Origin of the sequence: uncultured Fibrobacter sp. (genome assembly GCF_947305105.1) — a bacterium.
Lineage (GTDB): Bacteria > Fibrobacterota > Fibrobacteria > Fibrobacterales > Fibrobacteraceae > Fibrobacter.
This window is the reverse complement of sequence record NZ_CAMZCS010000029.1, coordinates 15584-42264: the sequence shown is the minus strand read 5'-3', so window position 1 is coordinate 42264 and position 26681 is coordinate 15584. Positions and strand designations below refer to the sequence as shown.

Annotated in this window: 22 protein-coding genes; 21 read left to right on the top strand and 1 reads right to left on the bottom strand. The window is 50.1% G+C overall.

The window, feature by feature from the left end; all coding sequences use genetic code 11:
• Positions 1-243 precede the first annotated feature (243 nt).
• From Q0Y46_RS11830 to Q0Y46_RS11805, 6 genes are read left to right on the top strand one after another with little or no spacing between them, the layout of a single operon-like run.
• Positions 244-825, top strand: a complete 582-nt coding sequence (locus tag Q0Y46_RS11830; protein WP_297947601.1) for an ATP-dependent Clp protease proteolytic subunit — start codon at positions 244-246, stop codon at positions 823-825.
• A complete protein-coding gene (ftsY, locus tag Q0Y46_RS11825) occupies positions 825-1745 on the top strand; it encodes a signal recognition particle-docking protein FtsY (RefSeq protein ID WP_295679859.1) in 921 nt (306 codons plus the stop codon). Before Q0Y46_RS11830 ends, ftsY begins: the two co-directional genes overlap by 1 nt.
• 17 nt (positions 1746-1762) lie before the next feature.
• Positions 1763-2125: a hypothetical protein gene (locus Q0Y46_RS11820; protein WP_295679856.1), complete on the top strand. Its 363-nt coding sequence runs from the start codon at positions 1763-1765 to the stop codon at positions 2123-2125.
• A complete protein-coding gene (locus tag Q0Y46_RS11815; RefSeq protein WP_295679854.1) occupies positions 2122-2586 on the top strand; it encodes a DUF255 domain-containing protein in 465 nt (154 codons plus the stop codon). The genes Q0Y46_RS11820 and Q0Y46_RS11815 overlap by 4 nt, the downstream gene beginning before the upstream one ends.
• The gene (locus tag Q0Y46_RS11810; RefSeq protein WP_297947600.1) at positions 2571-3743 is read left to right on the top strand and encodes a glycosyltransferase family 2 protein; all 1173 of its coding nucleotides are present in this window, start codon (positions 2571-2573) and stop codon (positions 3741-3743) included. The genes Q0Y46_RS11815 and Q0Y46_RS11810 overlap by 16 nt, the downstream gene beginning before the upstream one ends.
• A gap of 8 nt (positions 3744-3751) precedes the next feature.
• Positions 3752-4213 (top strand): hypothetical protein, encoded by a 462-nt coding sequence (locus Q0Y46_RS11805; protein ID WP_295679850.1) that lies wholly within the window; start codon positions 3752-3754, stop codon positions 4211-4213.
• Here the strand turns inward: Q0Y46_RS11805 and Q0Y46_RS11800 are convergent, their stop codons facing one another.
• Positions 4214-4630 (bottom strand): GtrA family protein, encoded by a 417-nt coding sequence (locus Q0Y46_RS11800; RefSeq protein WP_295679848.1) that lies wholly within the window; start codon positions 4628-4630, stop codon positions 4214-4216.
• Between the two features lie 167 nt (positions 4631-4797).
• Here Q0Y46_RS11800 and Q0Y46_RS11795 point away from each other — a divergent pair, with 167 nt between their 5' ends.
• The 15 genes from Q0Y46_RS11795 (at position 4798) to Q0Y46_RS11725 (ending at position 26645) form a co-directional block, all read left to right on the top strand.
• A complete protein-coding gene (locus tag Q0Y46_RS11795) occupies positions 4798-6285 on the top strand; it encodes an acetyl-CoA hydrolase/transferase C-terminal domain-containing protein (protein ID WP_297947599.1) in 1488 nt (495 codons plus the stop codon).
• Between the two features lie 143 nt (positions 6286-6428).
• A complete protein-coding gene (locus Q0Y46_RS11790) occupies positions 6429-8588 on the top strand; it encodes a phosphoglycerate mutase family protein (protein ID WP_297947598.1) in 2160 nt (719 codons plus the stop codon).
• Positions 8589-8648: 60 nt separating this feature from the next.
• A complete protein-coding gene (locus Q0Y46_RS11785; protein WP_297947596.1) occupies positions 8649-10964 on the top strand; it encodes a histidine phosphatase family protein in 2316 nt (771 codons plus the stop codon).
• Positions 10965-10981: 17 nt separating this feature from the next.
• Positions 10982-12289, top strand: coding sequence for a histidine phosphatase family protein (locus tag Q0Y46_RS11780; RefSeq protein ID WP_297947595.1), 1308 nt, complete (start codon positions 10982-10984; stop codon positions 12287-12289).
• Positions 12290-12410: 121 nt separating this feature from the next.
• On the top strand, positions 12411-14183 hold the full coding sequence (locus Q0Y46_RS11775; protein WP_297947593.1) for a histidine phosphatase family protein: 1773 nt from the start codon (positions 12411-12413) through the stop codon (positions 14181-14183).
• Positions 14184-14373: 190 nt separating this feature from the next.
• Positions 14374-15837, top strand: coding sequence for a hypothetical protein (locus Q0Y46_RS11770; RefSeq protein WP_297947591.1), 1464 nt, complete (start codon positions 14374-14376; stop codon positions 15835-15837).
• Between the two features lie 184 nt (positions 15838-16021).
• On the top strand, positions 16022-16870 hold the full coding sequence (locus Q0Y46_RS11765) for an OadG family transporter subunit (RefSeq protein WP_295679827.1): 849 nt from the start codon (positions 16022-16024) through the stop codon (positions 16868-16870).
• 46 nt (positions 16871-16916) lie between these two features.
• Positions 16917-17273, top strand: a complete 357-nt coding sequence (locus Q0Y46_RS11760) for a biotin/lipoyl-containing protein (protein WP_297947589.1) — start codon at positions 16917-16919, stop codon at positions 17271-17273.
• Between the two features lie 13 nt (positions 17274-17286).
• On the top strand, positions 17287-18447 hold the full coding sequence (locus Q0Y46_RS11755) for a sodium ion-translocating decarboxylase subunit beta (RefSeq protein ID WP_290959271.1): 1161 nt from the start codon (positions 17287-17289) through the stop codon (positions 18445-18447).
• A gap of 161 nt (positions 18448-18608) precedes the next feature.
• Positions 18609-20213, top strand: coding sequence for a hypothetical protein (locus tag Q0Y46_RS11750; RefSeq protein ID WP_297947587.1), 1605 nt, complete (start codon positions 18609-18611; stop codon positions 20211-20213).
• A gap of 195 nt (positions 20214-20408) precedes the next feature.
• Positions 20409-21263 carry a TIGR02147 family protein gene (locus Q0Y46_RS11745; RefSeq protein WP_297947585.1) on the top strand — a complete coding sequence of 285 codons (855 nt, stop codon included), beginning with the start codon at positions 20409-20411 and terminating at the stop codon, positions 21261-21263.
• On the top strand, positions 21260-22123 hold the full coding sequence (locus Q0Y46_RS11740; protein ID WP_297947583.1) for a hypothetical protein: 864 nt from the start codon (positions 21260-21262) through the stop codon (positions 22121-22123). The genes Q0Y46_RS11745 and Q0Y46_RS11740 overlap by 4 nt, the downstream gene beginning before the upstream one ends.
• 9 nt (positions 22124-22132) lie before the next feature.
• Positions 22133-23785 (top strand): FISUMP domain-containing protein, encoded by a 1653-nt coding sequence (locus tag Q0Y46_RS11735; RefSeq protein ID WP_297947581.1) that lies wholly within the window; start codon positions 22133-22135, stop codon positions 23783-23785.
• A 195-nt stretch (positions 23786-23980) separates the two neighbouring features.
• Positions 23981-24853, top strand: a complete 873-nt coding sequence (locus Q0Y46_RS11730; RefSeq protein WP_297947579.1) for a TIGR02147 family protein — start codon at positions 23981-23983, stop codon at positions 24851-24853.
• Positions 24834-26645, top strand: a complete 1812-nt coding sequence (locus Q0Y46_RS11725; RefSeq protein WP_297947577.1) for an FISUMP domain-containing protein — start codon at positions 24834-24836, stop codon at positions 26643-26645. Before Q0Y46_RS11730 ends, Q0Y46_RS11725 begins: the two co-directional genes overlap by 20 nt.
• Positions 26646-26681: the final 36 nt, after the last annotated feature.

Below are 26681 nucleotides of genomic sequence, written 5' to 3'. Positions count from 1 at the left end.
AACGCTTGCGTTTCGGCATGGCTGAGCCGACGAGTCATGCGCCTGCGAATGACAACTTTTTAGGCTCGAGCTGTGATTCTCCTAACCACTAACCACTGCCTACTGTCTACTGTCTACTTCCTACTGTCTACTTCCTACTGTCTACTATCTCTCATCTCTCGTCTGTAGCCGCGTAGCGGCGTTCTCTCGTCTATATTCCCCTCTCTATTTTTCTACATTATACCCGAACAAAAAGGATTAACTATGGCCGATTGCAACGATAAGAAAGAAAACCAGGTTCCCGAGATGATGAAGAAGGCGGAAGAATTCCTCGCCTCCAAGCGCCGCATCTTTTTGTGGGGCGGTGTCGATGACGAGAGCGCCGAACGCATCGTAAAGCAGCTTCTGTACCTCGATTCGCTGAACCACGAAGACATCGTGTTCTTCATTAACAGCCCGGGTGGCGTGATTTCCTCTGGCCTTGCCATCTACGACTGCATGAACGCCATCCAGAGTGACGTGGTGACGGTCTGCTGTGGCCAGGCGGCTTCGATGGGCGCTGTGCTCCTCACCGCCGGTGCAAAGGGCAAGCGTGTGGCATGGCCGAACGCCCGCATCATGATTCACCAGCCGCTCATCCACGGCGAGATTGTGGCGCCTGCTAGCGACATCCAGATCCAGGCCGAAGAAATGCTGCGCATCCGCGGCATCACGGGCAAGATTCTTGCCGAGACGACCGGACACACCATCGAGGAAATTGACCGGGATACGGAACGCGATAACTTCATGTCGGCAGAAGAGGCGAAGGCCTACGGTCTTGTGGACAAAGTCGAGAGTCTTATCTAATGGGCTTGTTTTCTGCAATAAAGAAAGGGCTATCCAAGACCCGTGACGCCTTGGTGGGCGAACTCAAGGGTATTGTCGGCGCCGGTAAAATCACCGACGACACCTTGGAAGAACTTGAAGAACATTTGATCAAGGCGGACGTGGGCGTAGAAGCCGCGTTCCTTTTGACCGACGCACTGCGCGAGAATGCGCTTGGCAAATCGCTGACGACAGAGCAGGTGCTCGACATTATGCGCGACGAAGCCGAACGCCTCCTCAAGGACCCGCCGCCGTTCGAACTTAAGGGCAAACCGCATGTGGTGCTTGTCATCGGCGTGAACGGTGCAGGCAAGACGACCACCATCGGTAAGCTCGCCGCCCGCTGGATAAACGAGGGCAAGAAGGTGATGATTGCCGCTTGCGATACGTTCCGTGCCGCAGCGATCGACCAGTTGGAAACTTGGGCTCAGCGTAGTGGTGCCGAGTTCGTGAAGCACCAGGAAGGCAGCGACCCGGCTGCGGTCGCCTACGATGCCTGCCAGGCCGCCGTGGCCCGTGACTGCGACATCCTCATTGTTGATACGGCTGGCCGCCTCCACAACAAGGACTACCTGATGGAAGAACTCAAGAAGATAGTCCGCGTGATGAAAAAGGTGAACCCGGATTTCCCGCAAGATATATGGCTCGTGATTGACGGAAACACCGGACAGAACACCATAAACCAGACGAAGATTTTCAACCAGAGCTTCCCGCTGACCGGCCTTGTCGTGACCAAGCTCGATGGTACGGCGCGTGGCGGTTCGGTCCTTTCTATCACGAGTTCGCTCCAGATTCCTATCCGCTGGGTGGGCATGGGCGAACAGATCGACCAGCTCGTGGAATTTGACAAGCGTGAATATATAGACGGCCTTTTCGAGAACGCCCTCGAAGAGTCGAAGTAGGCAGAAGGAATCTCGTGATGCGGTTTGGGCGAGATAGTGCAGGACGGGCTTGCTTGGCGCTGCTCCTTTGTGCGCTTGGGCTTGTGTTGTCTGCTTGTGACAATGGTCCCCCCTCGGTAGATTCTAGGCTTGTATCCACGTATGTTGATATCCGCGTCATGGAACAGGCCCTCGGGACCGATACTCCGGAGTCTCGCCTCGCTCGCAAAGAAATTATTGAAAAATACGGCTACACGTTGGAGTCTTACAAGGCGGCTATCGACAGAATCCTTGAAGACGATAGTCGGTGGATTCCCTTCCAACAGGCTGTAGTTCGTAACATAGACTCTTTGCTCGGCAATCCGCTTGAGCCGCTGGGAAAGAAGGGAAAGAAAAAATGAGGCTAGCCCTTTTGTTGCTCCTGGCTGCCTGTTGCGCCTTTGCGGCACCCTTGAAAAAAGACAAGGAGGTCCATTGGCTTTCTTATACGGATGGGCTGAAAAAGGCCGTGAAGGAATCGAAACTTGTGTTCGTTTCGGTCTATGCCGACTGGTGCATTCCCTGCCACATCATGGACAAAAACGTGTATTCCGACCCTGACGTGGCGACACTTTTGAATTCCAGATTCATCCCTGTGAAGTTGAATGCCGAGTCGCAAGACACAATTATGTGCGATGGTCAGGCCAAAATTGCAGAACGATGCTATTTTGATGTATGGAATTTGTCCGCAGTCCCGTCTTACGTGTTGGTCGCTCCGAAAGGCATGAGTATCTTGACCCTCACGCAGTCGCTGGATGTCGATGACATGATTGTTTTGCTGAATCAAATTTTGATAAAAGAGAAAGAATGGATAGCTCGGTAATGGAACAGGTCTACTTCGTTGCGCTGGTTGGCTTTTGGGTTTCTCTGGCCCTCCTGGTGCTTTGTTATGCGCTGTTTCCGATAACGCTCCCGTTCGTCAGCGAGATTTTCAAGCGCAGGCACAAGCCGCAACCGTCAGGGCAAGCCTTCTTGCCGACGGTTTCCATATTGATTTCGGCCTATAACGAAGAAGGCGTCATCGAACGCAAGATTCACAACATCCTCTCCATCGATTATCCCAAAGACAAGTTGCAGGTGCTCATCGGCGACGATGGTTCTGCCGACAGGACTGCAGAAATTGTCGCGAGTTATGCGGATCGAGGAATCACTTTGGTGAAGGCTCCCAAGAATGCGGGCAAGGCCGCCATGCTGAACCGGTTACACAAGCACGCTACCGGCGATATCCTTGTATTCTGCGATGCGAATACGATGTTTTTCCCCAATGCGGTGCGTAAACTGGTTGGCCCCTTTATCGACAAGAAGATGGGCTGCGTCTGCGGCCACTTGATACTTTCTGACCGTAGCGGAAGTGTCTTGGGCAAGGGCGAGAGTTCTTACTGGGATTTGGAATCTGAGATGAAAAAATTCGAGGGCGCCTTGGATTTGCTGATAGGCGGTAACGGCGCTCTTTATGCCATCCGTAGGGAACTTTATACGGAACTTCCGGTAAAGAAGAGCGTCATGGATGACTTCTACATCACGACGAAAATTCTGCAGAAGGGTTACTACAGCACGTTTGTGGGCAGTGCCATCGGTACGGAGCAGACATCGAAGGAATCCTCCGGTGAGTACCGACGCAAGGTTCGTATTGGCCGAGCCAACTTCAACTACTTGCTTTCTTACCTCCCGCTTTTGAACCCGTTCCGCCCGTTGCGTGCGTATTTGTTCTTCTGCCACAAGGTGGTGCGCTGGTTCTCTCCCCATATTTTTGTTTTGCTGGCTCTGTGTAATGCAATCTTGTTGCCGAAGGGACTGTTCTACCAGGTGTTCTTTGGCGTGACGGTTTTCTGTGTCATTGTGGGCGTATCCCGGATGGTGCCCCACGCTTATTATTTCCTGATGATGAATGTGGCCATGCTGAAAGGGTTTTTCCTTTCGTTCACGCGGGAAAAGAGTGGCGGATGGGCTCGTGAGGCCCGTGGAGACGACGACGCATAGGAGCCGATATGAAACGCTTGCTTGCAATCCTGTTTGTCTGTGCCTTGACGTTTGCTGCGCCTAGGGCGAACGCGTTTACCATGGATGTCCAGGGCGGCATCGTGAATGCGGTGAGCGACATTACGTCGTTCAACCTGAATGTATTCGGGCATATTTGGTTCCCTATCGACCAGATGGTTTTCTTTGGTATCGGCAGTGGCTACAACGAGTTGGACAACGTTGGCTATATCCCCGTGATGGCATCGGCATGGGTCCGTTTGCCGATAGGGGGGCAGACTTTGCCTGTGGTAACAGGTGATATCGGCTATGCTTTTGGTGACGACCACCAGATGATATGGCGTGCCGGCGGTGGCTTCGATATCAAGAACGGAGATTATTCTTCGATTTTGTTGATGGGCGGTTACCAGTTCCTCGAAGAACGCGGCAGGGGATACGTTTATCTGCAAGCCGGCATTCTGGTGGAACTGTAATTACTTTTTAAAGACCCATTTCTTGTAGAGCATGAAGCTCACGATCACGTACACGACGTTCGCGATGATATTGGCGAGGTAACCGGGTTTCATGAATCGCGACATGAAATTGCTGATGCTCATGCACCAGGAAACGTGTGAGAACAGGTAGACGCAACCTTCGAGCACGAGCAGGTTTATCGAGTACGAACACAGGAAGACGATGGCAAAGCGAATGACTTCGGTCCGCTTCTTGTTCGTGCTCTTGAAGTTCCAGATGCGGTTACAGAGGTAGCTGTTCAATCCCCCCGCGACAAAGCCGAGAAAGTTGGAGAGTTCCAGGTTCCAGTCAAGAATTTGGTGGAGAATCCAGACCACGATGAGCGTGATGAGGGTATTTAGAATGCCGATGATATTGTATTTGATAAAATGAAGCACGAGGGGGAAGATAGTAAATAGTAAACAGTGAACAGTGGTTAGTAAACAGTAAACAGTGATTAGTAAACAGTAAACAGTGATTGGTAACCACCAATCACTAATCACTAACCACCAATCACTAACCACTAATCACTAACCACCAACCACTTTTATTTATCTTTTACGCCATGGACTGGATTACTTCAAGGAAATGCAGTGCCGAAATAGCTGCAGGAATGATAAATAACGGGGATGTTTTGGGCTTGTCCGGCTTTACGCTCGCGGGGTATCCCAAGGCTGTCCCTGCCGCCCTTGCCGAACGCGCCACCCGGCTGCACGAGGCCGGTGAGGATTTCAAGGTTACGCTTTTTTCGGGAGCCTCTACTGGCGACAGCTGTGACGGCGCCCTCGCCCGTGCCAATGCCGTAAGCCTCCGCATGCCTTACCAAAGCAATCCGAGCCTCCGCAAGGCGATAAACGACGGCAGTATCCACTATATCGATGCACATCTCGGCAAGATGGGCTATCTTGTTCGTACCGGGGCCGTTCCTGCACCGACGGTTGCCATTATCGAAGTATCCGCCATTTTGCCGGATGGCCGCGTCTGCCTTTCGACATCGGGTGGCAATTCCGTGTGCTACCTCGAAATGGCCCAAAAGATTATCCTGGAATTGAATACCCGCCTGGGCGACAGCTGCATCGGCATGCACGACAGCGCTTTGCCCGAGCTGCCGCCCCACGCAAAGCCCCTCCCGATTTATTCGGCTGGAGACCGCGTCGGGAGCGAATTTGTGCAGATTGATACGAACAAGGTGGTCGCCATTGTCGAACAGGACTGTCTTGACGAAGTGACTCCTTTCGTGGAACCTGACGAAGTTTCAAAAAATATCGGCGAGCGCATTCTGGACTTTATCCGCTTCGAGGAATCCCGCGGGCGCCTGCCCAAAGGCATGGCCTACCAGAGTGGTGTCGGCAAGGTGGCGAATGCCGTGCTTTGCGCCATGGCCGAAGACGATCGCTTGGGCCAGATTGACCTTTTTACCGAGGTTATCCAGGAAGCCTGCCTGCCGCTCCTCAAACGCGGTAAACTTGGAATTGCTTCGGGAACGGCGCTTACGCTTTCGCAGTCGGCCCAGAAGGAATTCGTGGAAAACAGCGCTGAGTGGAAAAAGCATTTTATCCTGCGCCAGCAGGAGGTGAGCAACAGCCCCGACGTTATCCGCCGTCTTGGGGTTATCTCTATGAACACTGCGCTTGAGATGGACATCTTCGGCAACGTGAACAGTTCGCTGGTCTGCGGTTCTGCCATGATGAACGGCATTGGCGGCTCGGCGGATTTCGCTAGGAACTGCGCACTCGGCTTTTTCCTCACACCTTCGGTCGCGAAGAACGGCGCTATCAGTTCCGTGGTCCCTTACGTGAGCCACGTGGACCATACCGAGCACGACACGATGATTTTCGTGACCGAGCAGGGCTTGGCTGACTTGCGTGGGTTGCCCGCCGAGGAACGCGCTCGCCTGATTATCAGGAACTGCGCCCATCCCGATTTCCGCGACGAGCTGACCGATGTATTGGAGTTCGGCCTGAAGCATGCCAAGGGGGTTCACCTCCCGCTTGCCCTGTCCCGGGCCTTTGAGATGCATAACCGGTTCTTGGAAACGGGGAAAATGCTTTAAAAGTGGTTTGGGCTGCCCTTATAGGCTGTCGCCCGGCTTGAATTCTTGTTACAAAAAAATTATTTTTTAGCGAGCTTTTGACTGAACCGGTCCAAGGCTTGGTTTTTGGGATGCTCTGTTGGCTTTATCGGCAAGGATACGATATGTCAAAGTATTGCATGGGTAAACTCATGGGATTGAAGGCCTTGGGTCTTGCAGTGTACGGTGTTTGTACATTGTGTTTCTTTGTGTCGTGTGGTGATGACAGTACTAGTGGCTCCGATTCGAAGTACGAGATGCGCCTGTGCGATTCCACGAGCGTTGGGGCTGTCGATTCTTTGGATGGCGTCCAGTATATTTGTGGGGCCGATGGCTGGGCCAAGGTTTTGGACAGTTCTTCTGTAGAACCGGCGAAGACGGATTCCCTTGGCCAGGGTTCTTTTGTCTCGCATCAGGACACGGCGACGTCTACAGATTCCTTGAATCAGAATTCGACTGTTGGCGATTCTACGCAACGCCACGATACTTCCGAAGTCGTGCAGACGGATCCGTCCAACACAGACGATAAGGATCCTTCGAAATTGGAAAATGTCATGGTCACGGGCTCGTTCGGCTATGGCATCTTCGATTCTAGGAGTTCCGTTGTTGTGGAAGTCCTGGATGAGAGTTTCAAGAAGACCGGGAGCAGTTTCCCTGCAACGATTTCTGCGAAAGATGGGGCCTATTCGGCTGCAAACGTGACGTTCCTCCCTCCTTATGCGCGTGCGAGTGTTTTCGGCAAGGTCACCGACTTGGTGCATGGCGGCTCGATAACGATGAAAGACACCTTGTATGCACTCGTGAATGCTCAGGGAAAGGGCGGCGAAGCCAATGTCAACGTCCTTACGTATCTCAAGTCCGTTTACATGCAACACCTTTTGAAGTCGTCCGAATCGACGACTGTGGGGAAGGCTTCCCAAAAGGCGTCTGACGCCGTCTGGAAGGCGTTCCATTTCGACAAGGCCGGTTTGGGCTCGGTTGATTCGGTGACGTCGTTTGCTGCTGGCGAAGCGGGTGCCGCTCTCTTGGCCGTGACGATCATGATGCAGGCTGTTGCAAACGATACTGCTGCGAACTTGTGGAAGGTGGCCGCTGACTTCGCGGATGGTTCTTGGAAGGATTCCTCTGCCCGTGCTAAAATTGCAGACTGGGCGTTTGGCGTGGATGTCAACGATGAATTCGAGACCGTCCATAAGAATGTGGAAAAAATTGGGCTTGCCTCTGTACCTGGTTTTGAAAAGTACATCAGGGCCTTCTACCTGGCAGAATTGGGGATAGAAGCCTGCGCTGCCGAAAGCTATGGCGCTGTCGTCCATGCGAAAAATAAGTTCAGCAAGTATTATGCTGCGGACGATTCCGATGTATCGGTCACGATGGATCGCTTCGTGTGCGACGAGAGTTCGGGAGCCTGGCGCGAAGCGACGGACAAGGAAAAGGACACTTACGGGTTTGGTGCCGGCCAGGATGGCGAAACTCGCCAGGGCCTTGTCAATGCAGGAATTGTCTACACCTACAATGCGGCCAGTAGCAGTTGGCGTGTGGTGTCTTCCCGTGCCGAACGTGACGCCTACTTTGTCAAGAAGTCCGCCATTACCGACTTTGTCGATATTCAGAAAGTCTATGATGGAATCAAGGACGACGAGAAGGTGATTTTCCTGCTCCGCCATGGTGAACGCGACAAGGACATTGTGAGTAGGGAAGGGCCCTTGACCAGTAAGGGGGTTCAGGAATCCAAGGAAGTCGGAGCCAAGCTAAAGAAACATAAAGAGGATTTCCGTCTCGGGGCTTCCGAGTTCTACCGTGCGCAGCAGACGGTTATTTCGATTGCTCTCGGGCGTGGCCAGGATACGACGATTGCTGATACTTTCCCCGAGTTGAACGACGACTGGTACATGGTCAACCGTGATACGGTGAACAAGGTGGAAAATGCTTCCGGTGGTGGCTGGGAGGCAATCGGCCTTTATGTGTACAACGGCGCCTACACCGATGGCGCAGAAACGGTCGCATACTACAACTTGAAGGACCGCTCCGCCGAATTGATCGAAGATGTTTTGCTCGCCAAATACGATACGGTCCCCGAAAGGTTCATCATGCTCAGTTCGCATGACAAGCTGATGGTTCCGTTTGTCGCCTACTGCTCAGATTTGAATATTAACATGAACGTGAAAGACGGCGGAACGTGGATTAATTACCTTGCCGGAATCGCTATTATCTGGGATAAATCCGGAAATCGTCGCTATGTAGCCTTTAAAGGGCTAAAATCTGGCTATTTCCAGGGATGGTAAGCTAAAAATCAGTCAATAGGATTTGGATAATAGAAGAAAATAATCTATATCTATGTTACTATGAAGAAATTATGTTCCTTATTCCTTATTGCCTTGTTGGCAATTTCGTGTGGAGACGACAAGTCGTACTCTCCGGAGGAAGAGGAATTTTCAGAAAGTAAAGATGCAGATTCGACCCGTACGGGGCATCACAGTCACAGGCAAGGGTACTCAAGCAGTTCTAAGAAGGGCTCGTCGGATTCCAAAAATCCTTGGGAAAATCAGAATAAGGTGGATTCTGTCAACCATTCGGGTGTGAACCCTCCTGACCTTGAAACCATAGTCGTCGATACAAGCGTCGTGAGCACAAAAAAGGAACTTCCGCCTTGCACCGCGCAAAACGAGGGCGAAACCTTCTTGGTCGACGAAGCCAGCGACTTGTATTTCTGCATCAATGGTGAATGGCGGACTTCTGTAATCGGTATTGTGAAGGCGACTTGCGCAGATGGCAATTTGACGGTGGATCCGTTTACGGCGAGTGACGCTGCCGAAGTCGAAGACCCGGCACTTGCGGGGACGTACCGCAGGGTGGCTGTCCCGGTTGCGGGTGCCGCTCAGAAGGGGCCGTTCCGCTATGGGGCTTCGGTCAAGATTATTGAACTGGACAGCGCAAAGCGCATGGCCGATTCTAGGCGGACGCACGAAACCTGCATTGCCTCGGGTGACGGCAGCTATGCGTTCCCGGGAGTGAACCTGGTCTCCCCGTATGTGCGCGTCGAGGTGAACGGGTATTTCCGTAACGAACTTTCGGGCGGGCTCTCGACGTCGATGGTCACGCTCCATTCTGTGACTGATTTGACCGAACGTGATTCTGTGAACGTCAACATGCTGACTCACCTGGAATCTCCGCGCCTCATGAAACTCGTCGAAAATTCCGGGTTCAACCAGCCTATCCGGAGCATGAAGGCGCAGGCGCTCAAGGATGTGCTCTCTGCGTTCAACATCGATCTCGGTGGCGGTAGTGGAAGCAGTGGCGGGGGCAACAACGGCGGTTGGTTCTTTGGCGGCGGTGGAAATAATGGTGGCGGTAGCTGGGGTGGTGGCCACACTCATACCACTACGGCTTCGGGCTCTTCGGTCACGGCAGACGAGGTGAACCTTTTTGGTGGCGATGAGTATAGTGCGGCCTTGCTTGCGATTTCAATCATGATGCAGCGCAAGGGCTCCGGTCACGAGATGGTAAGCTATGCCAACGGTATTGCCGAACGCATCAAGGGCAATGGCAACTGGGACGACAACAACGCCCGTGCGGACTTGGCGGACTGGCTCATGGAGTTGGATGCAAGTGGCGGCTACGATAAGATTCGCCAGGTCTTTGCCTCGTGGGGCAGGGGCGACGCTCCCGATTTCGAAAAGCATTTGCGCAATTTCTGGTCTAAGGTTTACGGCTTTGAGACCTGCAATTCCTATACGGCGGGCCAGGTCAAGAACGTGAACACGAGCCTCAGTGCTTATTTCGCTCCGTACTACGACCATCCGGATAGCCCCAAGATTCGCTTCATCTGTGACAATACGCTCAAGTCTTGGCGCGTGGCCACCGACATTGAAAAAGATACGGTGGGCTTTGGGCCCGGGACCTACGCCGGCCAGATCCGTAACGGGAAAATAAATACGGACAAGTCTTACGTTTACGAACAGAGCAAGCGTATTTGGCGCGAAGCGACCGCTGCCGACGTAACCCCGTTCGAGGATATCGCCGATGTGCTTGCGACGGTTGCTCCTGGCGAGAAGGTTATCTTCATCCTGCGCCACGGGGAACGTACCGACGATACCGGCAAAACCGGTCACTTGACCGACAACGGCAAGAAGCAGTCGCAGTCAGTGGGCGCCAAGTTGAAGGGCGAAAGTATCAGTTTTGCGAACTCGACTTACACGAGAAGCAAGGAAACTGCGGAGAATTTTGCGACGGGTGCCGGGTTGACGTTTACCGAAAACACTATCGAGGAATTGGATGGCGCCTGGTTCGTGAAAGACGACTCAAGGCTGGAAAACTATAAGAGCTCCGATGGTGGTGGCTGGGTCGTGACTTCGGCTTATGCTTACCAGGGCAAGTATAGCGATGCTTTCTATGATTTGGATAAACGTGGCGAAGAATTCATAAATACGGTCGTGATGCCGCGATTTGCCGATATCAACCGCATTGGTGTTTGGATTTCCCACGACATGTTGGTTGTCCCGTTGGCGGTTTATGCCACGAGCAAGAAAGTCAATCTGCGTTACTTTGATACAAAGCAGTGGATTAACTATTTGGCAGGTGTTGCCATTATACTGGACTCGAATGGGATTGCTCGCTATGTGCCTGTCAAGGGCTTGGCCTCGGGAACAATGACCTTGTAGCCTAAACAAAAACAAAAATGAGAAAGAGAAAATTAATCAAGATCCTGTTCTGTTTATCTATTCTGGCGTTACTTAATTCTTGCGGTGATGATTCGGAAACTTCTGTAAATTCTAAAGGTTCGGATGCGGGGGAGCGCGATTCGGTCGTCGTTCATGATAGCGTGAACGTGATCGATAGTATCCGGATTATCGATAGCGTTGTCGTGAAGGATAGCGTTCGCATCATTGACAGCGTAGACGTGAAAGACAGCGTCCGCATCAAAGACAGTGTTGTCGTGAAAGATAGCGTCCGCATCGTTGACAGCGTAGATGTAAAGGATAGCGTCCACATTATCGACAGCGTGAACGTGAAGGACAGCGTCCGTATCATCGACAGTGTGAACGTGAAGGATAGTGTCCGTATTATTGACAGCGTGAAGGTGCGAGACAGCGTCCATGTTGTGGATAGCGTGAAAGTGCGTGACAGTGTTGCCGTCCGGGACCCGGAATATTTCCTGGGAAAATGCAGCCAAGAAAACAAGGGAACGCTCAAGTCGGCTATTATTCAGGATGAACTCCGCTATTTTTTATGTGACGAAGGAACGGTCATGTGGCGTGCGGCGAGCAATGTCGACGTGAATAACTACTATGTCCAAAAATCGGCGGTGACCAAGTTTGTCCGTTTGGATTCGGTTGCAGGCATTTTGGCAGAGGGCGAAAAACTTGTCGTGGTGATTCGCCATGCAGAGCGGAATACTGATTCTGCATCTGGGACACCTTTGAATGCAAACGGGGTGCAGCAGGCAAAAGAACTGGGTGGAAAACTGGCCTCCAACCTAGAATACCATTATGGAGCTTCGGGTTCCATTCGCACCCAGCAGACTTGCCGCTATGTCGCGGCAGGCCGTGCAAGAGTGGATACCCTTGTCGATCTCTCTGTCGATACGCTTTCCCATATGGGAGAATCCTGGTATGTGAAGGATACTGATGCCTACAATACGGCAAAGAACAGCAAAGGTAGCTGGTATGTTCTTTCCAAGTGGGCTTATGAGAACAGCTATTCGAGTGCGTTTTACGATTTTGAGCCGAGGTGCTCCGAATGGATTGATTCGGTGGCTATCCCATTTTCCGAGCGGGCTGGAACGGACGTGGCGTTCGTTGCGACGCATGATTTGTTGATAATGCCTTTGGTTGCGTATATCTCGGCTAAGAAAATAGACATCAAGTATTACGATTCCAAAAAATGGCTGAATTATCTTGCTGGTTTTGCCATCGTTCTGAAACCGGACGGATCCCGTGTTTTCTACGCCGTCAAGGGCCTGGATGCCGGAAGAATCTCATCGTAGTCAATATAAAGTAAATTAAACTAAACGTAAAACAGGCCTTGAAATTTTTGTAAGAAAAAAGTAAATTTGCGCACAACTTAAACAAAATTACCTAGTCGCGGTAGCGACAAAGATGTGCCAAATGAAATCAAAAATCCTTAATGCCTTGTTGAGCGCTTCGTTCGCTCTTGTTTTTACTGCTTGCGAGGACACGGCAATTAGCCTGGAAGGTGAAAATGAGCTTTCGGCTGATTCGGTTCTTGTCCGTGATAGCATAAACTGGATTGACAGCGTAAATTATATAGATAGCGTTCGAATTACCGATAGCGTGAATATTATCGATAGCATCCGCTACGAGAAGGTGACTCGCTTTTTGGACAGCTTGCGCATTACGGATAGCTTGCGTATTCGGGACAGCCTGAACATCATCGACAGCGTTCGTTACAAGGATGTCGTCCGCTACGTCGATAGCCTGCGTGTTACGGACAGCTTGAATATCATCGACAGTGTCCGCTATAAGGATGCTGTTCGGTTTGTCGATAGCTTGCGCATCACGGACAGCTTGAATATCATCGACAGCATTCGTTATAAGGATGTTACGCGATTCCTTGACAGTTTGCGCATTACCGACAGCCTGAATATCATCGATAGCATCCGTATCGTTGATAGCCTGCATGTCATTGACAGCGTCCACATCATTGACAGCCTGCATGTCATTGACAGCGTCCACATCGTTGACAGCTTGCATGTCATTGACAGCGTCCACATCGTTGACAGTTTGCATGTCGTTGATAGCATCCATATCATTGACAGCCTGAATGTAATTGACAGTGTTCATATTGTAGATAGCATTCGTATTACAGATAGCATACATGTTATAGACAGCATCCGTATAAAGGATAGCTTGAACGTGATTGACAGTATCCGTATTCGTGACAGCTTGAACGTAATCGACAGCATCCGTATTCGGGATAGCCTGAATATCATCGACAGCCTCTACATTCGGGATAGCCTGAATTTGATAGACAGCATTCTTTACAAAGACAGTACCCGTGTCGTGGACAGCATCGTTTTCCATGGCCCGGAGGAATACTTGGGCGTGTGCGGCCGAGCCAATGCAGGCGAGGTTAAGACTGTCACCATCAACGGCGAAAATCGTTATTACGTTTGCGACAAGAGTACGCTCTTCTGGCGCATTGCCGCCGGGCATGACCTGGACAGCTATTTTGTGACCCAATCCGCGGTTACGCATTTCACTCCGTTCGACTCGATCGTTAATGGGCTTGCCGAAGGTGAAAAGGTGGTGATAATGGTGCGCCATGCCGAACGGGGTTCCGATTATTCCAGGACGGGCCCGCTTACGGATAATGGAAAGCTCCAGTCGTATGAACTTGGTGCTAAATTGAAGAGTGGCGCGGAAATCTATTATGCGGGTTCGCAATTCATCCGTACCCATCAGACGTGCAACAACATTGCCAAGGGTCACGGCGATGCCGATACGCTGGCTGATACTTTGTCTGTGTTGAATGACGGCTGGTTCATAAAGAACCAGAATGCCTACAATTCAGCCCAGTGGCAGGCGGGGGGCGCCTTTGCGTTTCTCTCCAGATGGGCGTACGAGGGAGGATATACCAATGCATTCTACGATTTGGCCGAAAGGAGCTCTGAATTGATCGAAGATCATCTCATTCCTGCATTGGAAAAATCCGGAAAGTCGATAGGAGTGTTCGTCTCGCACGATGTGATGCTCCTGCCTTTGATTGCGTATGTCTCCGATGGAAATATCGATTTGAAGTATTACGAGTCTACGAAAAATCGCTGGGTGAACTATCTTGCGGGTTTTGCCGTCGTTATCAAGCCGGATGGAACCAAGGTGTTCTATGCAGTCAAGGGGCTTGATTCGGGTACGATGTAGGATTTTGTAAATTACACGGGCTATGCAGATTATAGCCTGTGTATTACAAATAAATTGTTAATAAAAATTTTACCTTATCTGTGGTGTAGCTGCGTAGATAAAAATTGACTTCACATTACAACTAAAGTATATTTTGTGTACAACTTAAACTTGCTGACAAATGGTGTTGGTAAAAAGGAGTCTGCACAAAATGAAATCACTCACTCTAAAATTATGGACAAGCGCCCTGCTTGTCTTTTTCTTTGCTGCCTGCGAAGACAGTACAAATGTTTCCGTAAACGTGGAAGAAACGGATGCGGTTGCTTCTGATTCTGCTGGCCCTGATTCGGTCGTGATTCGGGATAGTGTGAATCTGATAGACAGCGTCCGTTATATCGATAGTTTGCGTATTAAAGATAGTGTACGTATTAAGGATAGCTTGAATATCATTGATAGTGTCCGTTATAATGAAGTTACTCGTTATCTGGACAGTTTGCGCATTAGAGATAGTGTGCGTATTATTGATAGCCTGCATATCGTCGATAGCGTCCAGTATAGGGAAGTGACGCGCTACCTTGACGGCTTGCGTATTAAAGATAGTCTGCGTATTGTCGATAGCTTGAACATTATCGATAGTGTTCGCTATAAGGATGTCGTGCGCTATATTGATAGCCTTCGCGTGACGACTCGCTTGAACGTCATTGATAGCATCTATATCGTGGACAGTTTGAATATCATTGATAGCTTGCGTATTACGGATAGCATTAATGTGATTGACAGTATCCATGTCGTGGATAGCGTGGTTGTCCATGGGCCGGAGGATTACTTGGGCGCATGTAACGACTCGACTAAGGGCGAACTCAAGGTGGCCTCCATTAATGGCGAAGATCGTTATTTCTACTGCGACAACGGAACGCTCCTTTGGCGTTTAGCGACTGAACAAGAGAAGATGGGGGTCATTAACAGCCAGCTTGTCACTCAATCTGCGGTCAGTGACTTTACCCCGGTCGATAGTGTCTTTGCACGACTCGCCGAGGGTGAAAAGTTGGTGGTGATGTTGCGCCATGCCGAACGCGTGAACACGATTAGCAAGGAAACACCGCTGACGGATAACGGAAGGCTTCAGTCCCAACAGCTCGGGGCCAAGTTGGTGGGTGGCCCGGAAATCTATTATGCGGGTTCGGAATATATCCGTACTCACCAGACGTACAATAATATTGCCATAGGGCGTGGTGACGCCGATACGCTTGGCGATACTATAAAAGTGCTGAACGAGGGTTGGTTTGTAAAGAACCAGATGTCCTACTACATGGCCCTTTACAACGAAAATGATGATGGCAGGGGCGTCACGACGAGATGGGCGTTCGAAGGCGGCTACGACGATGCGTTCTACGATTTGAAGACCAGAAGCTCTGAATTGCTTGAAGATCATATTATCCCGGCGCTGGAAAATTCCGGAAAGACAATCGGCGTGTTCATCACGCACGACATTATGCTCATTCCTCTTGTGTCCTATGTTTCCGAAGGGCGAATTGACTTGAGGTACTATGAGTCTCCAGAAGACCACTGGCTGAACTATCTTGCCGGTATCGCGGTGGTCCTGAAACCGGACGGAACCAAGGTGTTCTATGCGGTCAAGGGCCTCGATGAAGGTAAAATGACCATCATTGAATAAGGCTTTGTTTAGGAATGTTAACATTTGGGGCGCGCAGAAAATGCGCGCCCTTTTTATGTCTATCCAACTCCCGATAACCACCCATCACTTCCTACTTCCTACCTCCTGCTTCCTACTAAAATTCTATATTTCCCCGCGCTGATTTTTACAAAACAGAAACCCATAAGAATGGATTGAATCCAATATGAACGAAACACAGAACAATGCACCCGAATCCCAGGAAGTGGCTCCCGCCGCAGTCCAGGAAGCGGACGTGCAGCAGCCGGCTCTCGTTGCTCCGCAACCTGAAGCAAAGGTGAAGGGCAAGTTCGACGAACAGCTCGGGCTCATGCTCCCCTCCGATGCCGCCCAGGTCCAGGCGCAGCTTTCCATGCCGGGCATGGATGATTCGATGGTTTACAAGATTGTGGAAACCCACAGCGGTAACCATTCGGTCCTTTACAAGACATACGAACAGGCTGTCCTTGCCCGCGATGTTCGCGATTCTATCGAGAACGCCGCTGGCCACAAGGTGCTCCCCATCGCGAAGGCGAAACTCGGGTCCACCTACTGCAAGGGCCAGTATTCCACCGAACAGGGCTGCAAGGGCGACTCTGACACGTTCGGCATCGGCTCCCTGGTTGAATTCCAGGCGACCGGCCTTATCGTGGTGATGTGCGTCATCATTGGCCTCACGGTGCTCTGTTACCTCATGAACTTCATCATGGCGAAGCTCGGCCTCAACAAGGACAAGGCTCCTGCCCCCGCGGTCAAGGCTGCTCCGGCACCTGCCGCTGTCGCGCCCGTGACTATCGGCCCCGCCCACTGTGACTGGGATCCGAACGCGAAGAGCGTACACCCGGGCTTCACCAACAAGCAGCTCCAGGCCTTCCTCGGCATTGCCGCCGTCGCCGCCCTGGAAGAACACCCCGGCATGAGCAACGAACAGTTCCTTGCCCTGGTGACCGCCGCTGCGACCCAGGCCATTGGTCAGCCCTGCCGCGTGACCGCCTACAGAAACATTAACTCCCCTGCTTGGACGATTGTCAAGTAAGGTAAACTTTTAAAACTTAACAGGCTTAAAGCCAGGAAAAATCAAAATGAAGAAAACAGTCCGTATCAGTTTCGAAGGCAAGACCTACGACGTCGAAGTAGAAGTTCTTGATTCTGCCGTTGCCGCAGCTCCTGCTGCTCCGGTTGCCGCCCCCGCTGCCGCTCCTGCCGCAGCTCCTGCTGTTGCTGGTGGTATCGAAGTCAAGAGCCCGCTCGCTGGCTCCGTGTTCAAACTGAAGGTCAAGGTTGGCGACAAGGTCGAAGCCAACCAGGAAGTGGCTATCATCGAAGCCCTCAAGATGGAAAACCCGGTGGTCGCTCCGTGCGCAGGTTCCGTTACCTCCATCTCCGTCAAGGAAACCGACACCGTCGTTGACGGTCAGACCATGATGACCATCGCCTAAGAGGTACAGATAAATGAGTTCACTCTTGCAATCGGTCGTCGAGTTCGCAAGCGATACCGGGTTCGCATACGTCACCCCTTCGATGGTGATTATGTGGGTCGTGAGTTTCGTCTTGATGTACTTGGCGATTGTCAAAAAGTATGAGCCGCTGCTGCTCTTGCCGATTTCGCTCGGCGCATTGGCGGTGAACATCCCGAGTGCGGGATTCTACGATGGCGGCTGGAGCATCGAAGGTATGTTTACCCCGACGGCCGGCCTCTATTACTACATCAGCCAGGGTATCCACCTGGAACTCTTCCCGCCCATCATCTTCTTGGGCGTGGGTGCCATGACGGACTTCGGACCGCTTATCGCTAACCCGCGTACACTGCTCCTCGGCGGTGGCGCTCAGTTCGGCGTGTTCGCGACCATGTTCTGCGCTGTGGCTTTCGGTGGCTTTACTCTCGGTGAAGCGGCCTCCATCGGTATCATTGGTGGTGCCGACGGTCCGACCTCCATCTTCACTGCAAACAAACTTGCCAAGCACTTGATTGGCCCCATCGCGGTCGCGGCCTACACTTACATGGCCCTCGTTCCGCTGATCCAGCCGCCTATCATGCGCCTCATGACCAACGACAAGGAACGCAAGATCCGCATGAAGGCTCTCCGCAAGGTGTCGAAGGCCGAACGCATCGTGTTTGCCGTGATGGTGATGATCGTGTGCATCCTCGTGGTGCCCGATGCTTCTGCTCTTATCATCATGCTCATGCTCGGTAACATCTTCAAGGAAGCCGGTGTCGTGGAACGTCTCGTGAAGACCTCTTCCAACGAACTCATGAACATCGTGACCATCTTCCTCGGCACGTCCGTAGGCCTCACGATGTCTGCCGACATCTTCCTCAAACCGCAGACCCTCATGATTATCGCCATGGGCGTTGTCGCCTTCGGTTTCTCGACCGCAGCCGGCCTCTTCCTTGCGAAGATCATGAACTGGTGCTCTCCGAAGAACCCCGTGAACCCGCTCATCGGTTCTGCTGGCGTGTCCGCCGTGCCGATGGCCGCACGTGTTTCGCAGGTGGAAGGTGCCAAGTATGACCCGCAGAACTTCTTGCTGATGCACGCCATGGGCCCGAACGTGGCTGGCGTGATTGGTACCGCAGTCTGCGCCGGTTACATGATTTCCAGACTCTCGTAGTCTAGACTGTGTCATGGCGAGCCCGCAAGGGCGTGGCCATCACAGACCCGCGAAGGCGGGATCCCCTTGCAAAGGAATGCCCTCGGCAATACGCCGGGGGCTCCTTTTTTTCTAAATTTGCTTGCCACAGGGAATATGGTAGTTGTGTGTGTGGAGTATGCATGAAAAGACTGATTGTATTGATTTCGTTGTTGCTGATGGCTACGGCTGCCATGGGTCAAACAGATAAACCCCAACCCAAAATGAACTTGCGTATGGGAAGTACTCAGCAGACGGTATTTCCTGGCGATACCATAGAACCCGTTGTTTTTGTGGTTGAAGGGGCTCATGTTGTAGAATACACGCTTTTGGATTCGCTCACCGGTGTGTTTGAGTACGACGATTGGGTCGAAAAATCGCTTGCCACTGTTTCGGGGACTGTCGCTACTGACACGGACCCCGGCAAATACCTGATAGAGATTCTTGCAACGGATACGATAAATGGAACCAGCGTTTCCATGTTTTATATTACGGTCCTCTCGTTAAAGGATGCGTTTGTACTTTCTGACGGAAGCTTGAAGCAGAACGTTATGGCTGGGGATTCCATCGAGCCGATTGTGTTCGACTACCAGCAGTTTCACAGTTATCGCATCGATAATTTGCCGTCGGGCCTGATAGTCCAAAAAGACACTAATTCCAAGACAATCACGATTGAAGGGGCTGTCGAAGACTCTCATAAAGACGAAAAATACAAGTTTGCTTTGGCCGTTTATTTGACAGAACGGGATTCTGTTGTCTATAACTTCGAACTTGAAGTGGAACATATTCCCGTCGTTACAGACATTAAGATACTCAAAAATGATTCGCAGGTTGTTGTTGCTGGCGACAGCATCAAGCCCGTCACGCTCAAATACGAAAACATTACCGACTTGCACTTTAAGGACATCCCGAAGACTTTAGATCCCTATAATGACCCAGAGGCAAAAATGATCTTGTTGCAGGGTGCCATTCCAGAAGATTTCGGTGACTCGACACTTGTCATGAGTATATGCGCAAAAGGCCTCGACAACAACGACACGGCATTCGTAAAGCTCGTAATCAAACACAAACCCGGCGAAACGAAAATGGAACATGCCAGCGGCAAAACCACGCAGACCGTAAACGCTGGCGATTCGATTGAGCCCATCGTGTTCAAGTACGAACTGGCAATGAACGCTCTGGGATTAAATTACCCCGAAGGGACACTTGTCGCTGAGAGGGACACAAAGGCAAAAACTATCACCGTTAAAGGTGCCGTGAGCGAAAATGCGAGTGGCGAATACAACGTGAAGGTCGTTGCCGAAGGCTACGAGAATAACGATACGGCAGAGGTGAAAATCGTCGTGAAGGATCCGGAAGCCACTTCGAGTTCGTCAGTTGCGAAATCCTCCAGTTCCAAATCGAAATCCTCGAGCAGCGTCAAGTCTTCGAATAGTGCAAAGTTGAGTTCTTCGGGCAAGTCCAGTAGCTCTTCGCGTAAGTCCAGCAGTTCCAGCAAGAAGGGCAAGGATGCTTTGCCGATGGTTACTGTTGTTCCGCAGTTTAGCGTGGAAGTTGTCGGTCGCAATATACAGGTGTTTGGCGCCGTCGATGCTGCACTTGGTGACACCTATGCCCTTCTCGATATGCAGGGCCGTGTACTCCGCCGTGGGCCTGTCACTGGCGCGAACTTTGCCATCCCAGTAGGCCAGGCGGGCACGTACTTTGTCCGCATCGGCAACGGAATGCAACGTGTTTCCGTGAAATAAATAGCTTGTTGAAATCTAGGGAAGCCCTTCGGCTCTGCGCCGAGGGCTCTTTTGTTTTATAGTTTTGTATTTTTGTTTTATAGAATGCAAAAAATATTTTATTTAAATAAATAATGTGCGAAATTTGCTTAAAATCGCCATTTTTGTTTTTTAGAAAATGTTGCATCCCCAAAAGGGATAATCTATCTTATTGTCATGATGAAAACGGTTACTGAATACAAAGATTATCGCCAGTATATTCTGGACTACTACAGCGAACGCAAGCGTAGTTCTGCATTTACTTGGCGCGAGTTTGCGAGGCTTGCGGGGTTTGCCTCGGGGTCGTACTTGAAGCTTGTTTGCGATGGTAAGACCCGGCTTCGTGAGGAAGGGGCGAAAAAGACGGCTTCTGCCATGGGTTTGCTGGGCTTCGAGTACGACTATTTTGTCTTGATGGTTCGCTACGAAAGTGCGAAAACGGATCGGGAAAAGAAAAAGTGCTTCGAAGAAATGCAGGCGCTGAGTGCAGCGCACCATGTCAAAATCCTCGGGAGCGACTTGTACACTTTCTACGAAACATGGAAACATTCCGTGGTGCGTGAACTTGCGGTTGCTATGCCGGGGGCGAAGCCGCATGAGATTGCCAAGGTTTGCAGGCCCGCGATTTCTGCTGCCGACGTGAGCGACAGCCTTCGCTTCCTTCTCAAGTCCGGCTTGCTGGAAAGGGATATCAAGGGCAATTACCACCAGACGAATCGTTCGCTAAGTACGGGCCGCCTGAACGTGGTGGTTGTGGCGATACATTCGCTGCTGCGCCAGATGGGCGAGTTTGCGCTTGAGGCACTTGACAAGTTGCCGATTTCGGAACGTCATTTTAGTGGAATTACCATGGGCATGACTGCCGAAAGCTACGAAAAGGTTGTCGTGGAACTCACGGAATGCCGCAAGCGCATCGTGTCGATTGTCTCGGCGGATAAAAACGTGGAAAAGGTTTGCCGTTTGAACATGCAACTTTTCCCGTTGACAGAAAATTTGAAAACAGTAACAGCGGGTAAAGGAGAAGAAAAATGATGAATTGTTTTGATGAAACCAGAAATGCTTTCCGTCCGGGCAAGCCGTGGAGAGCGAAAACAGGAATTTTGCTGGCCCTTGTATTGGGAGTTCTGTTCGGTGCCTGTTCTGATAGTGAAAAGGTTTCCGGCACGAGCGAAGAGGCGGAAGGCATTGTTGCGATTACGAACAAGCAGATTGCCGGCGTGGCGCAGAAGGGCCCTTTTGTAAAGGGTTCGAATATTGTCCTCGCGGAAACGTCGGCGGATGGTAGCCTTAAGCCTACGGGCAAGGAATTCTTTGCCACGACTCGCACCGACAAGGGGGATTTCCAAATAGATGGCATCAATTTGGAAAGCCAGTTTGTCCGGCTGAAGGCGACAGGTTATTATAAAAGAGAAACGACGGGCGAGAACACGGTATGCCAGATTAGCTTAAGGGCTCTGTCCGACATCCGAGATCGAGACCAGATAAACATCAATATCCTTACGCATCTTGAATACGATCGCGCTCTTTACCTCGTTAAAAACGGGAAATCGTTTGCCGAGGCAAAAAAGCAGGCTCGTGAAGAATGGATGCAAGAGTTTGGCTATGAAAACCTTGCAGATGATTTTGAGAATCTGGATATTGCCAATGACGGAAAAACAGACAAGGCGCTGGAACAAATTAGTGCGCATTTCGATGAATGTATGTTCGGTGAATATTGCGGTTCTATTTGCGCTTATGAGACCAATAACGATTGCAGTGGTGTTCAAGCAGGTATTGACGATCTTGCACGGGTCTTTTCTACTTCAGGCGAACTGCCTGGATTGAGAGGTTCTGTAGAACTGCATGGAGATGATGATTTCTTTAAGTGTATATACGAATGGATGGGAAAATAAGGAGGAATTATGTCTAAAAAAAACCTTGCCATTTTCACGTTACTTGTCGCAGGAACTTTTTTCACGGCGTGCAGCCAGTTTGAATCGGGTTCTGAAAGTTCGGCCTCTGGAAGAACTATTTCCGGGAAGTCGCAAAAGGGGCCTTTTACAAAAGGAACCAAAGTGACCCTTTATGGGATGGATGAAAAACTGCAGCAAACGGGGGCACATTTCTCCACGGAAATCGATAACGACCGCGGTGAATACTCCTTGAAAAACATTGATTTGGACGATCGTTATGCATGGCTCAATGCCAACGGCTACTTTACCAGCGAGTTGAGCGGTTTTCCTTCTGAACAAACGATTTCGTTGAATAGTCTTGTCGACTTGCGGGACCTAGACCATGTCAACATCAACGTTCTGACGCATCTGTCTTTTGACCGAATTCGCTATCTGGTCAAGCAGGGTAAAACTGTTGGCGAAGCGAAAAAACAAGCCGAAAAAGAAGTGATGGCCGCTTTTGGTTTTTCAGAGGAGACGGAAGCCTTTGATCAGCTCGATATTCTCAACAATACCGAAGGCGATGCTAAACTTTTGGCAGTCTCCATGATTATGCTTACGGGTAAAGATATGGGCGAAGTAGCAAGTACTTTGGCCGAGATTTCCCTGGATTTGGAAAAGGATGGAACCTGGGATGACACTGTCTTGATTCGCCGGACAAAAGACCTTGTGTCCATGGATTATCACGATGGCGTTTTTGACAATGCCAAAGTCGGGCTTGAACCCGTCTACGATTACTACACTTACGATAATGATGGCCGCGATACCGTTGCCAGGTATGTAAAAGAATGGGTTGAAGTCGCCGAAGTTCCCGATTTTAAAAAGTTTCTCAAGCAATTCGCTTCTCCTTGGGATTCTGTATGGGGGCACTGTAACACTCAAGACGAGGTCAGAAGAACGACCCATTTTGAAGAAAAGGAACGAGTTATTTGCCGTGACGGCGTATGGATGGGTTATGATGGAGAAAGAGACGAAGGGGACCCTCCTGTTGACACCACGGGAAAATATGGCTCTTTTGTCGATGAAAGAGATGGTATGGTTTACAAGACTTTAGATGTTGAATTAAAGAATGGCGATACGGCTACCTGGATGGCAAGCCTTTTGGAATACGACACTAAGAATGGTGATGATACTGTTTCTCGCTGGGGAAACAACCGAGGTGAAATGTATTCTAAAGGGATGACAAGTTATAGCCCTGGGATCGGTAGAGGGTATACGATTTGCCAGATTTTTGGGCTTTCCGCTGGAGAAAAGTGCGAGTTTAATAGCTCTGAGGTTCGTCTTAAAAAGCCGATAAACCTCAATGAGAATGTCCAAGGTATATGCCCTGACGGTTGGCACGTACCCAATAATCAGGAGTGGGACCAAATGGCTGACGCCATAAAGGATGATCTCGAAATGCTAGAACTGATGCGTTATCCCCAGTATCCCAATCCGGAACAGAAAGCTGTGTATCATACCTCTTTCTACAGTAATTATACTATTGAGCCTGGTGATAACCCGTCCGATGACTCTCGTGATAGCTTTGGAGTTTATGTATCGTCAATTCGAGATATAAGGTTGCCAATATTAGGTCTCAACGATGGGGATATACTTTTGGGTCTCCGTTGCGTGAAAGACTAGGATAATTTGTATAACTCTCTCTTTTAGGCCCCGCTTGCGGGGCCTTTTTCGTGTACCCACTCTCTCATGTTCTCAGAACATGCGTGTCATGTTCTAAATTGCTGAATTTTTTCAAATTTAGCGAAAAGTGGTAAAATCTGCTCAAAAACGCAAATTTTATGTCCTAACTTAAAAAAATAGGGTATATTCATACTCATGAAGGAAATTGTTGAATATACAGATTATCGCAAGTACATCCAGGACTACTACGATGAACGCAAGCGCTGCTCGGCATTTTCGTGGCAGGAATTTGCCCGGAATGCAGGCTTCTCGTCGGCAGTGTTCTTAAAGTACGTTTGCGAAGGGAAGAAGAACCTGAGTATCGGCTCCGCAGGTTCTGTCGCGAATGCCATGGGGCTTGCCGGCTATGAGCAGGCTTACTTTGTGCTGATGGTCTCGTATGCCCATGCAAAAAGCGACAAGGCGAAAAGGGCCGCATTCGAAGAACGCTGTGCTTTGGCGAAAGCGCACAAGGTCCATGTGCTCGGTGACGAGGAGTTTGACTACTTCAAGTCGTGGAAAAATTCGGTAATCCGCGAATTGGCTCCGCACATGCCCGGCGCAAAGCCGCTCGAGATAGCGAAGGCTTGCAAGCCGAAGATTACGGCGGCGGAAGTTTCCGAGACGCTTGACTTCTTGGTGAAGGCGAAGCTTTTGAAGAAGGACAGGAACGGGAACTACCATCAGACCGACAAGGCGATTAAAATGGCTCCTGTGGAGGCCGTGCCGTTGGCGGCTCGCGATCTGCAACGCCAGATGGGGGAATTTGCCATCCAGTCGCTTAATCTGCCGCTTTCCGAGCGTGTCATGTCGGGGTATACGCTGGGCCTTACGTCACGTGCTTTCGAGCGGATAAAAAAGGAAACGGAAGATTACTACCGGCGCGTCGTGGCGATCGCTACCGAAGACGACGAAACGGAACAGGTCTACCGTTTGAACGTGCAATTGTTCCCGATGAGCGAACGCTTGGGGACGGGGAAGAAGTGTGTATCTAGTAAGGAGGACAAAAATGAAAAGGGATGTTTATAAATTTTGTGGGGAATGCTTGGTCTTTACGATGGCTTTTGCCATTTTGTTGGGCTTTGTTGTCGCCTGTTCCGGTTCCGGTGACAAAGATTTTGTAGGCGGCGCTTCGGGTGATGCGGGTGTTATCGCGATTACGGATAAGCAGATTGCCGGCGTGGCGCAGAAGGGTCCACTTGTAAAGGGTTCCAACGTCGTACTCCGTGAAACATCGGCGGAAGGGAACCTTATACCCACGGGCAAGGAATACTATACTACGATTACTGGCGACAAGGGCGAATTTGCAATTGACAGCATTAATCTGGAAAGTCAATATGTACTTCTTTCTGCTGAAGGTTACTATACGCATGAATACGATGACAATCCGCTTTCGGAATGTCAAATGCGCCTAGATGCGGTCTCTGATTTGGCGAATCGCAATACTTCAAACATCAATCTTTTGACTCATTTTGAATACAAGAGAGTGTTGAATTTGTTTAAGTCCGGCAAGTCGTTTGCCGAGGCTAAAAAACAGGCGATGACGGAAGTTTTTGCGGCGTTCGGGGTAGATATGGAGGCTCCGTTGGCGGAAGACTTGAATATTTTCAACACGACAGAAGGGGATAGGACTCTCTATAATCTCAGTCTGTTTGTTGATACACGAGAATTGTGGGACCCGTGGGAGGGCGAATTGAATTCCGATGAAGAATGGGAACATTGGACAAATCCCGATCGCGTCAATTGTCCGAATCTCCAGATATTTATTGATGGAATTGCCGATGACTTTGCCGATGATGGTGTGTTGAGCGATACCATTATGCAGCACTTGGCAAGACAGGCTTATGATCAGGCTAGAGAACATGTCGCTGCAGAATTCTACAGTGAAGAAAATATGAGAGCGAAGGATAGCGTGGACCCTGGTTCGTTTGAAATCCTTACGATGAAGAAAAAAAAATACGACTTTGGTAAGTTCTTGTTTTTAAACTATATGGGTGTTGAACAGTGTACCGAAGACCTTTGGGGCGAAGTCAGAAAATTCGAAAGGCCTATTGTACGGTATAATCCTAATTTGGAACAGATGGCACCTTTGGATTCAGGCTACCTTCTTTGTGATGGTTATAGCTGGGAAATAAAGACAAAAGAACAAATAGATTCGCTTACAATGAGAATCGATCATGAATCGGGGACTATGGTCGATCTGCGAGACGGCAAAAAATATAAAACGGTAAGTTTTGTGTTTAATGGGAAAAACTATGAGTGGATGGCAGAAGACCTTAAGTATGAAACAACTTCGGGGTTGTATAGCTGGACGACTGCCATGCAAATTGATGATGAATATATGAACCGACCTCTTGATGAAAGTTTGATTGATTCTTTACATCAAGGAATTTGCCCTGTTGGTTGGCATGTGGCCAATGTTAGGGATTGGGCGGACTTGATTACTTATGTGGGTGGACTTGAAAATCTGCTTGACGAAACATGGAGAACGGGCGGAAAATCCGACTTTGCAAAGAGTACAGCTGGCGTTTTCCATAATAGGTTCGATTTCAATCTTGAACCGATGGATAAGGAGTACTTGAGACTCTATTATCACACGTACGCACATGAATCTTTTGCTGGCGAGAATACGCAGGAATTATGGATGGCTTTGTACCAATACTGTGTTGAAAATAATGAAATGTGGGCTTGTGATCTTGATCAAAGATATCGTAACTTCAACACAAAATTGAACCAAATTCCAATCTATATTGGCAGCGGTGCTTGGCCACAAGATGATCATCCACTAGAGAAAGCTCGAGTCCGCTGCGTGAAAAACTAGGATAAATTATCTCTCTCTTATTCAGGCCCCGCTTGC

Coding starts and splice junctions, on each gene's coding strand:
- Q0Y46_RS11795 (WP_297947599.1), top strand. CDS start 4,798: ATGGACTGGATTACTTCAAGGAAATGCAGTGCCGAAATAGCTGCAGGA.
- Q0Y46_RS11810 (WP_297947600.1), top strand. CDS start 2,571: ATGGATAGCTCGGTAATGGAACAGGTCTACTTCGTTGCGCTGGTTGGC.
- Q0Y46_RS11765 (WP_295679827.1), top strand. CDS start 16,022: ATGAACGAAACACAGAACAATGCACCCGAATCCCAGGAAGTGGCTCCC.
- Q0Y46_RS11785 (WP_297947596.1), top strand. CDS start 8,649: ATGAAGAAATTATGTTCCTTATTCCTTATTGCCTTGTTGGCAATTTCG.
- Q0Y46_RS11815 (WP_295679854.1), top strand. CDS start 2,122: ATGAGGCTAGCCCTTTTGTTGCTCCTGGCTGCCTGTTGCGCCTTTGCG.
- Q0Y46_RS11740 (WP_297947583.1), top strand. CDS start 21,260: ATGATGAATTGTTTTGATGAAACCAGAAATGCTTTCCGTCCGGGCAAG.
- ftsY (WP_295679859.1), top strand. CDS start 825: ATGGGCTTGTTTTCTGCAATAAAGAAAGGGCTATCCAAGACCCGTGAC.
- Q0Y46_RS11745 (WP_297947585.1), top strand. CDS start 20,409: ATGATGAAAACGGTTACTGAATACAAAGATTATCGCCAGTATATTCTG.
- Q0Y46_RS11735 (WP_297947581.1), top strand. CDS start 22,133: ATGTCTAAAAAAAACCTTGCCATTTTCACGTTACTTGTCGCAGGAACT.
- Q0Y46_RS11780 (WP_297947595.1), top strand. CDS start 10,982: ATGAGAAAGAGAAAATTAATCAAGATCCTGTTCTGTTTATCTATTCTG.
- Q0Y46_RS11805 (WP_295679850.1), top strand. CDS start 3,752: ATGAAACGCTTGCTTGCAATCCTGTTTGTCTGTGCCTTGACGTTTGCT.
- Q0Y46_RS11770 (WP_297947591.1), top strand. CDS start 14,374: ATGAAATCACTCACTCTAAAATTATGGACAAGCGCCCTGCTTGTCTTT.
- Q0Y46_RS11725 (WP_297947577.1), top strand. CDS start 24,834: ATGAAAAGGGATGTTTATAAATTTTGTGGGGAATGCTTGGTCTTTACG.
- Q0Y46_RS11790 (WP_297947598.1), top strand. CDS start 6,429: ATGTCAAAGTATTGCATGGGTAAACTCATGGGATTGAAGGCCTTGGGT.
- Q0Y46_RS11820 (WP_295679856.1), top strand. CDS start 1,763: ATGCGGTTTGGGCGAGATAGTGCAGGACGGGCTTGCTTGGCGCTGCTC.
- Q0Y46_RS11830 (WP_297947601.1), top strand. CDS start 244: ATGGCCGATTGCAACGATAAGAAAGAAAACCAGGTTCCCGAGATGATG.
- Q0Y46_RS11750 (WP_297947587.1), top strand. CDS start 18,609: ATGAAAAGACTGATTGTATTGATTTCGTTGTTGCTGATGGCTACGGCT.
- Q0Y46_RS11755 (WP_290959271.1), top strand. CDS start 17,287: ATGAGTTCACTCTTGCAATCGGTCGTCGAGTTCGCAAGCGATACCGGG.
- Q0Y46_RS11775 (WP_297947593.1), top strand. CDS start 12,411: ATGAAATCAAAAATCCTTAATGCCTTGTTGAGCGCTTCGTTCGCTCTT.
- Q0Y46_RS11730 (WP_297947579.1), top strand. CDS start 23,981: ATGAAGGAAATTGTTGAATATACAGATTATCGCAAGTACATCCAGGAC.
- Q0Y46_RS11760 (WP_297947589.1), top strand. CDS start 16,917: ATGAAGAAAACAGTCCGTATCAGTTTCGAAGGCAAGACCTACGACGTC.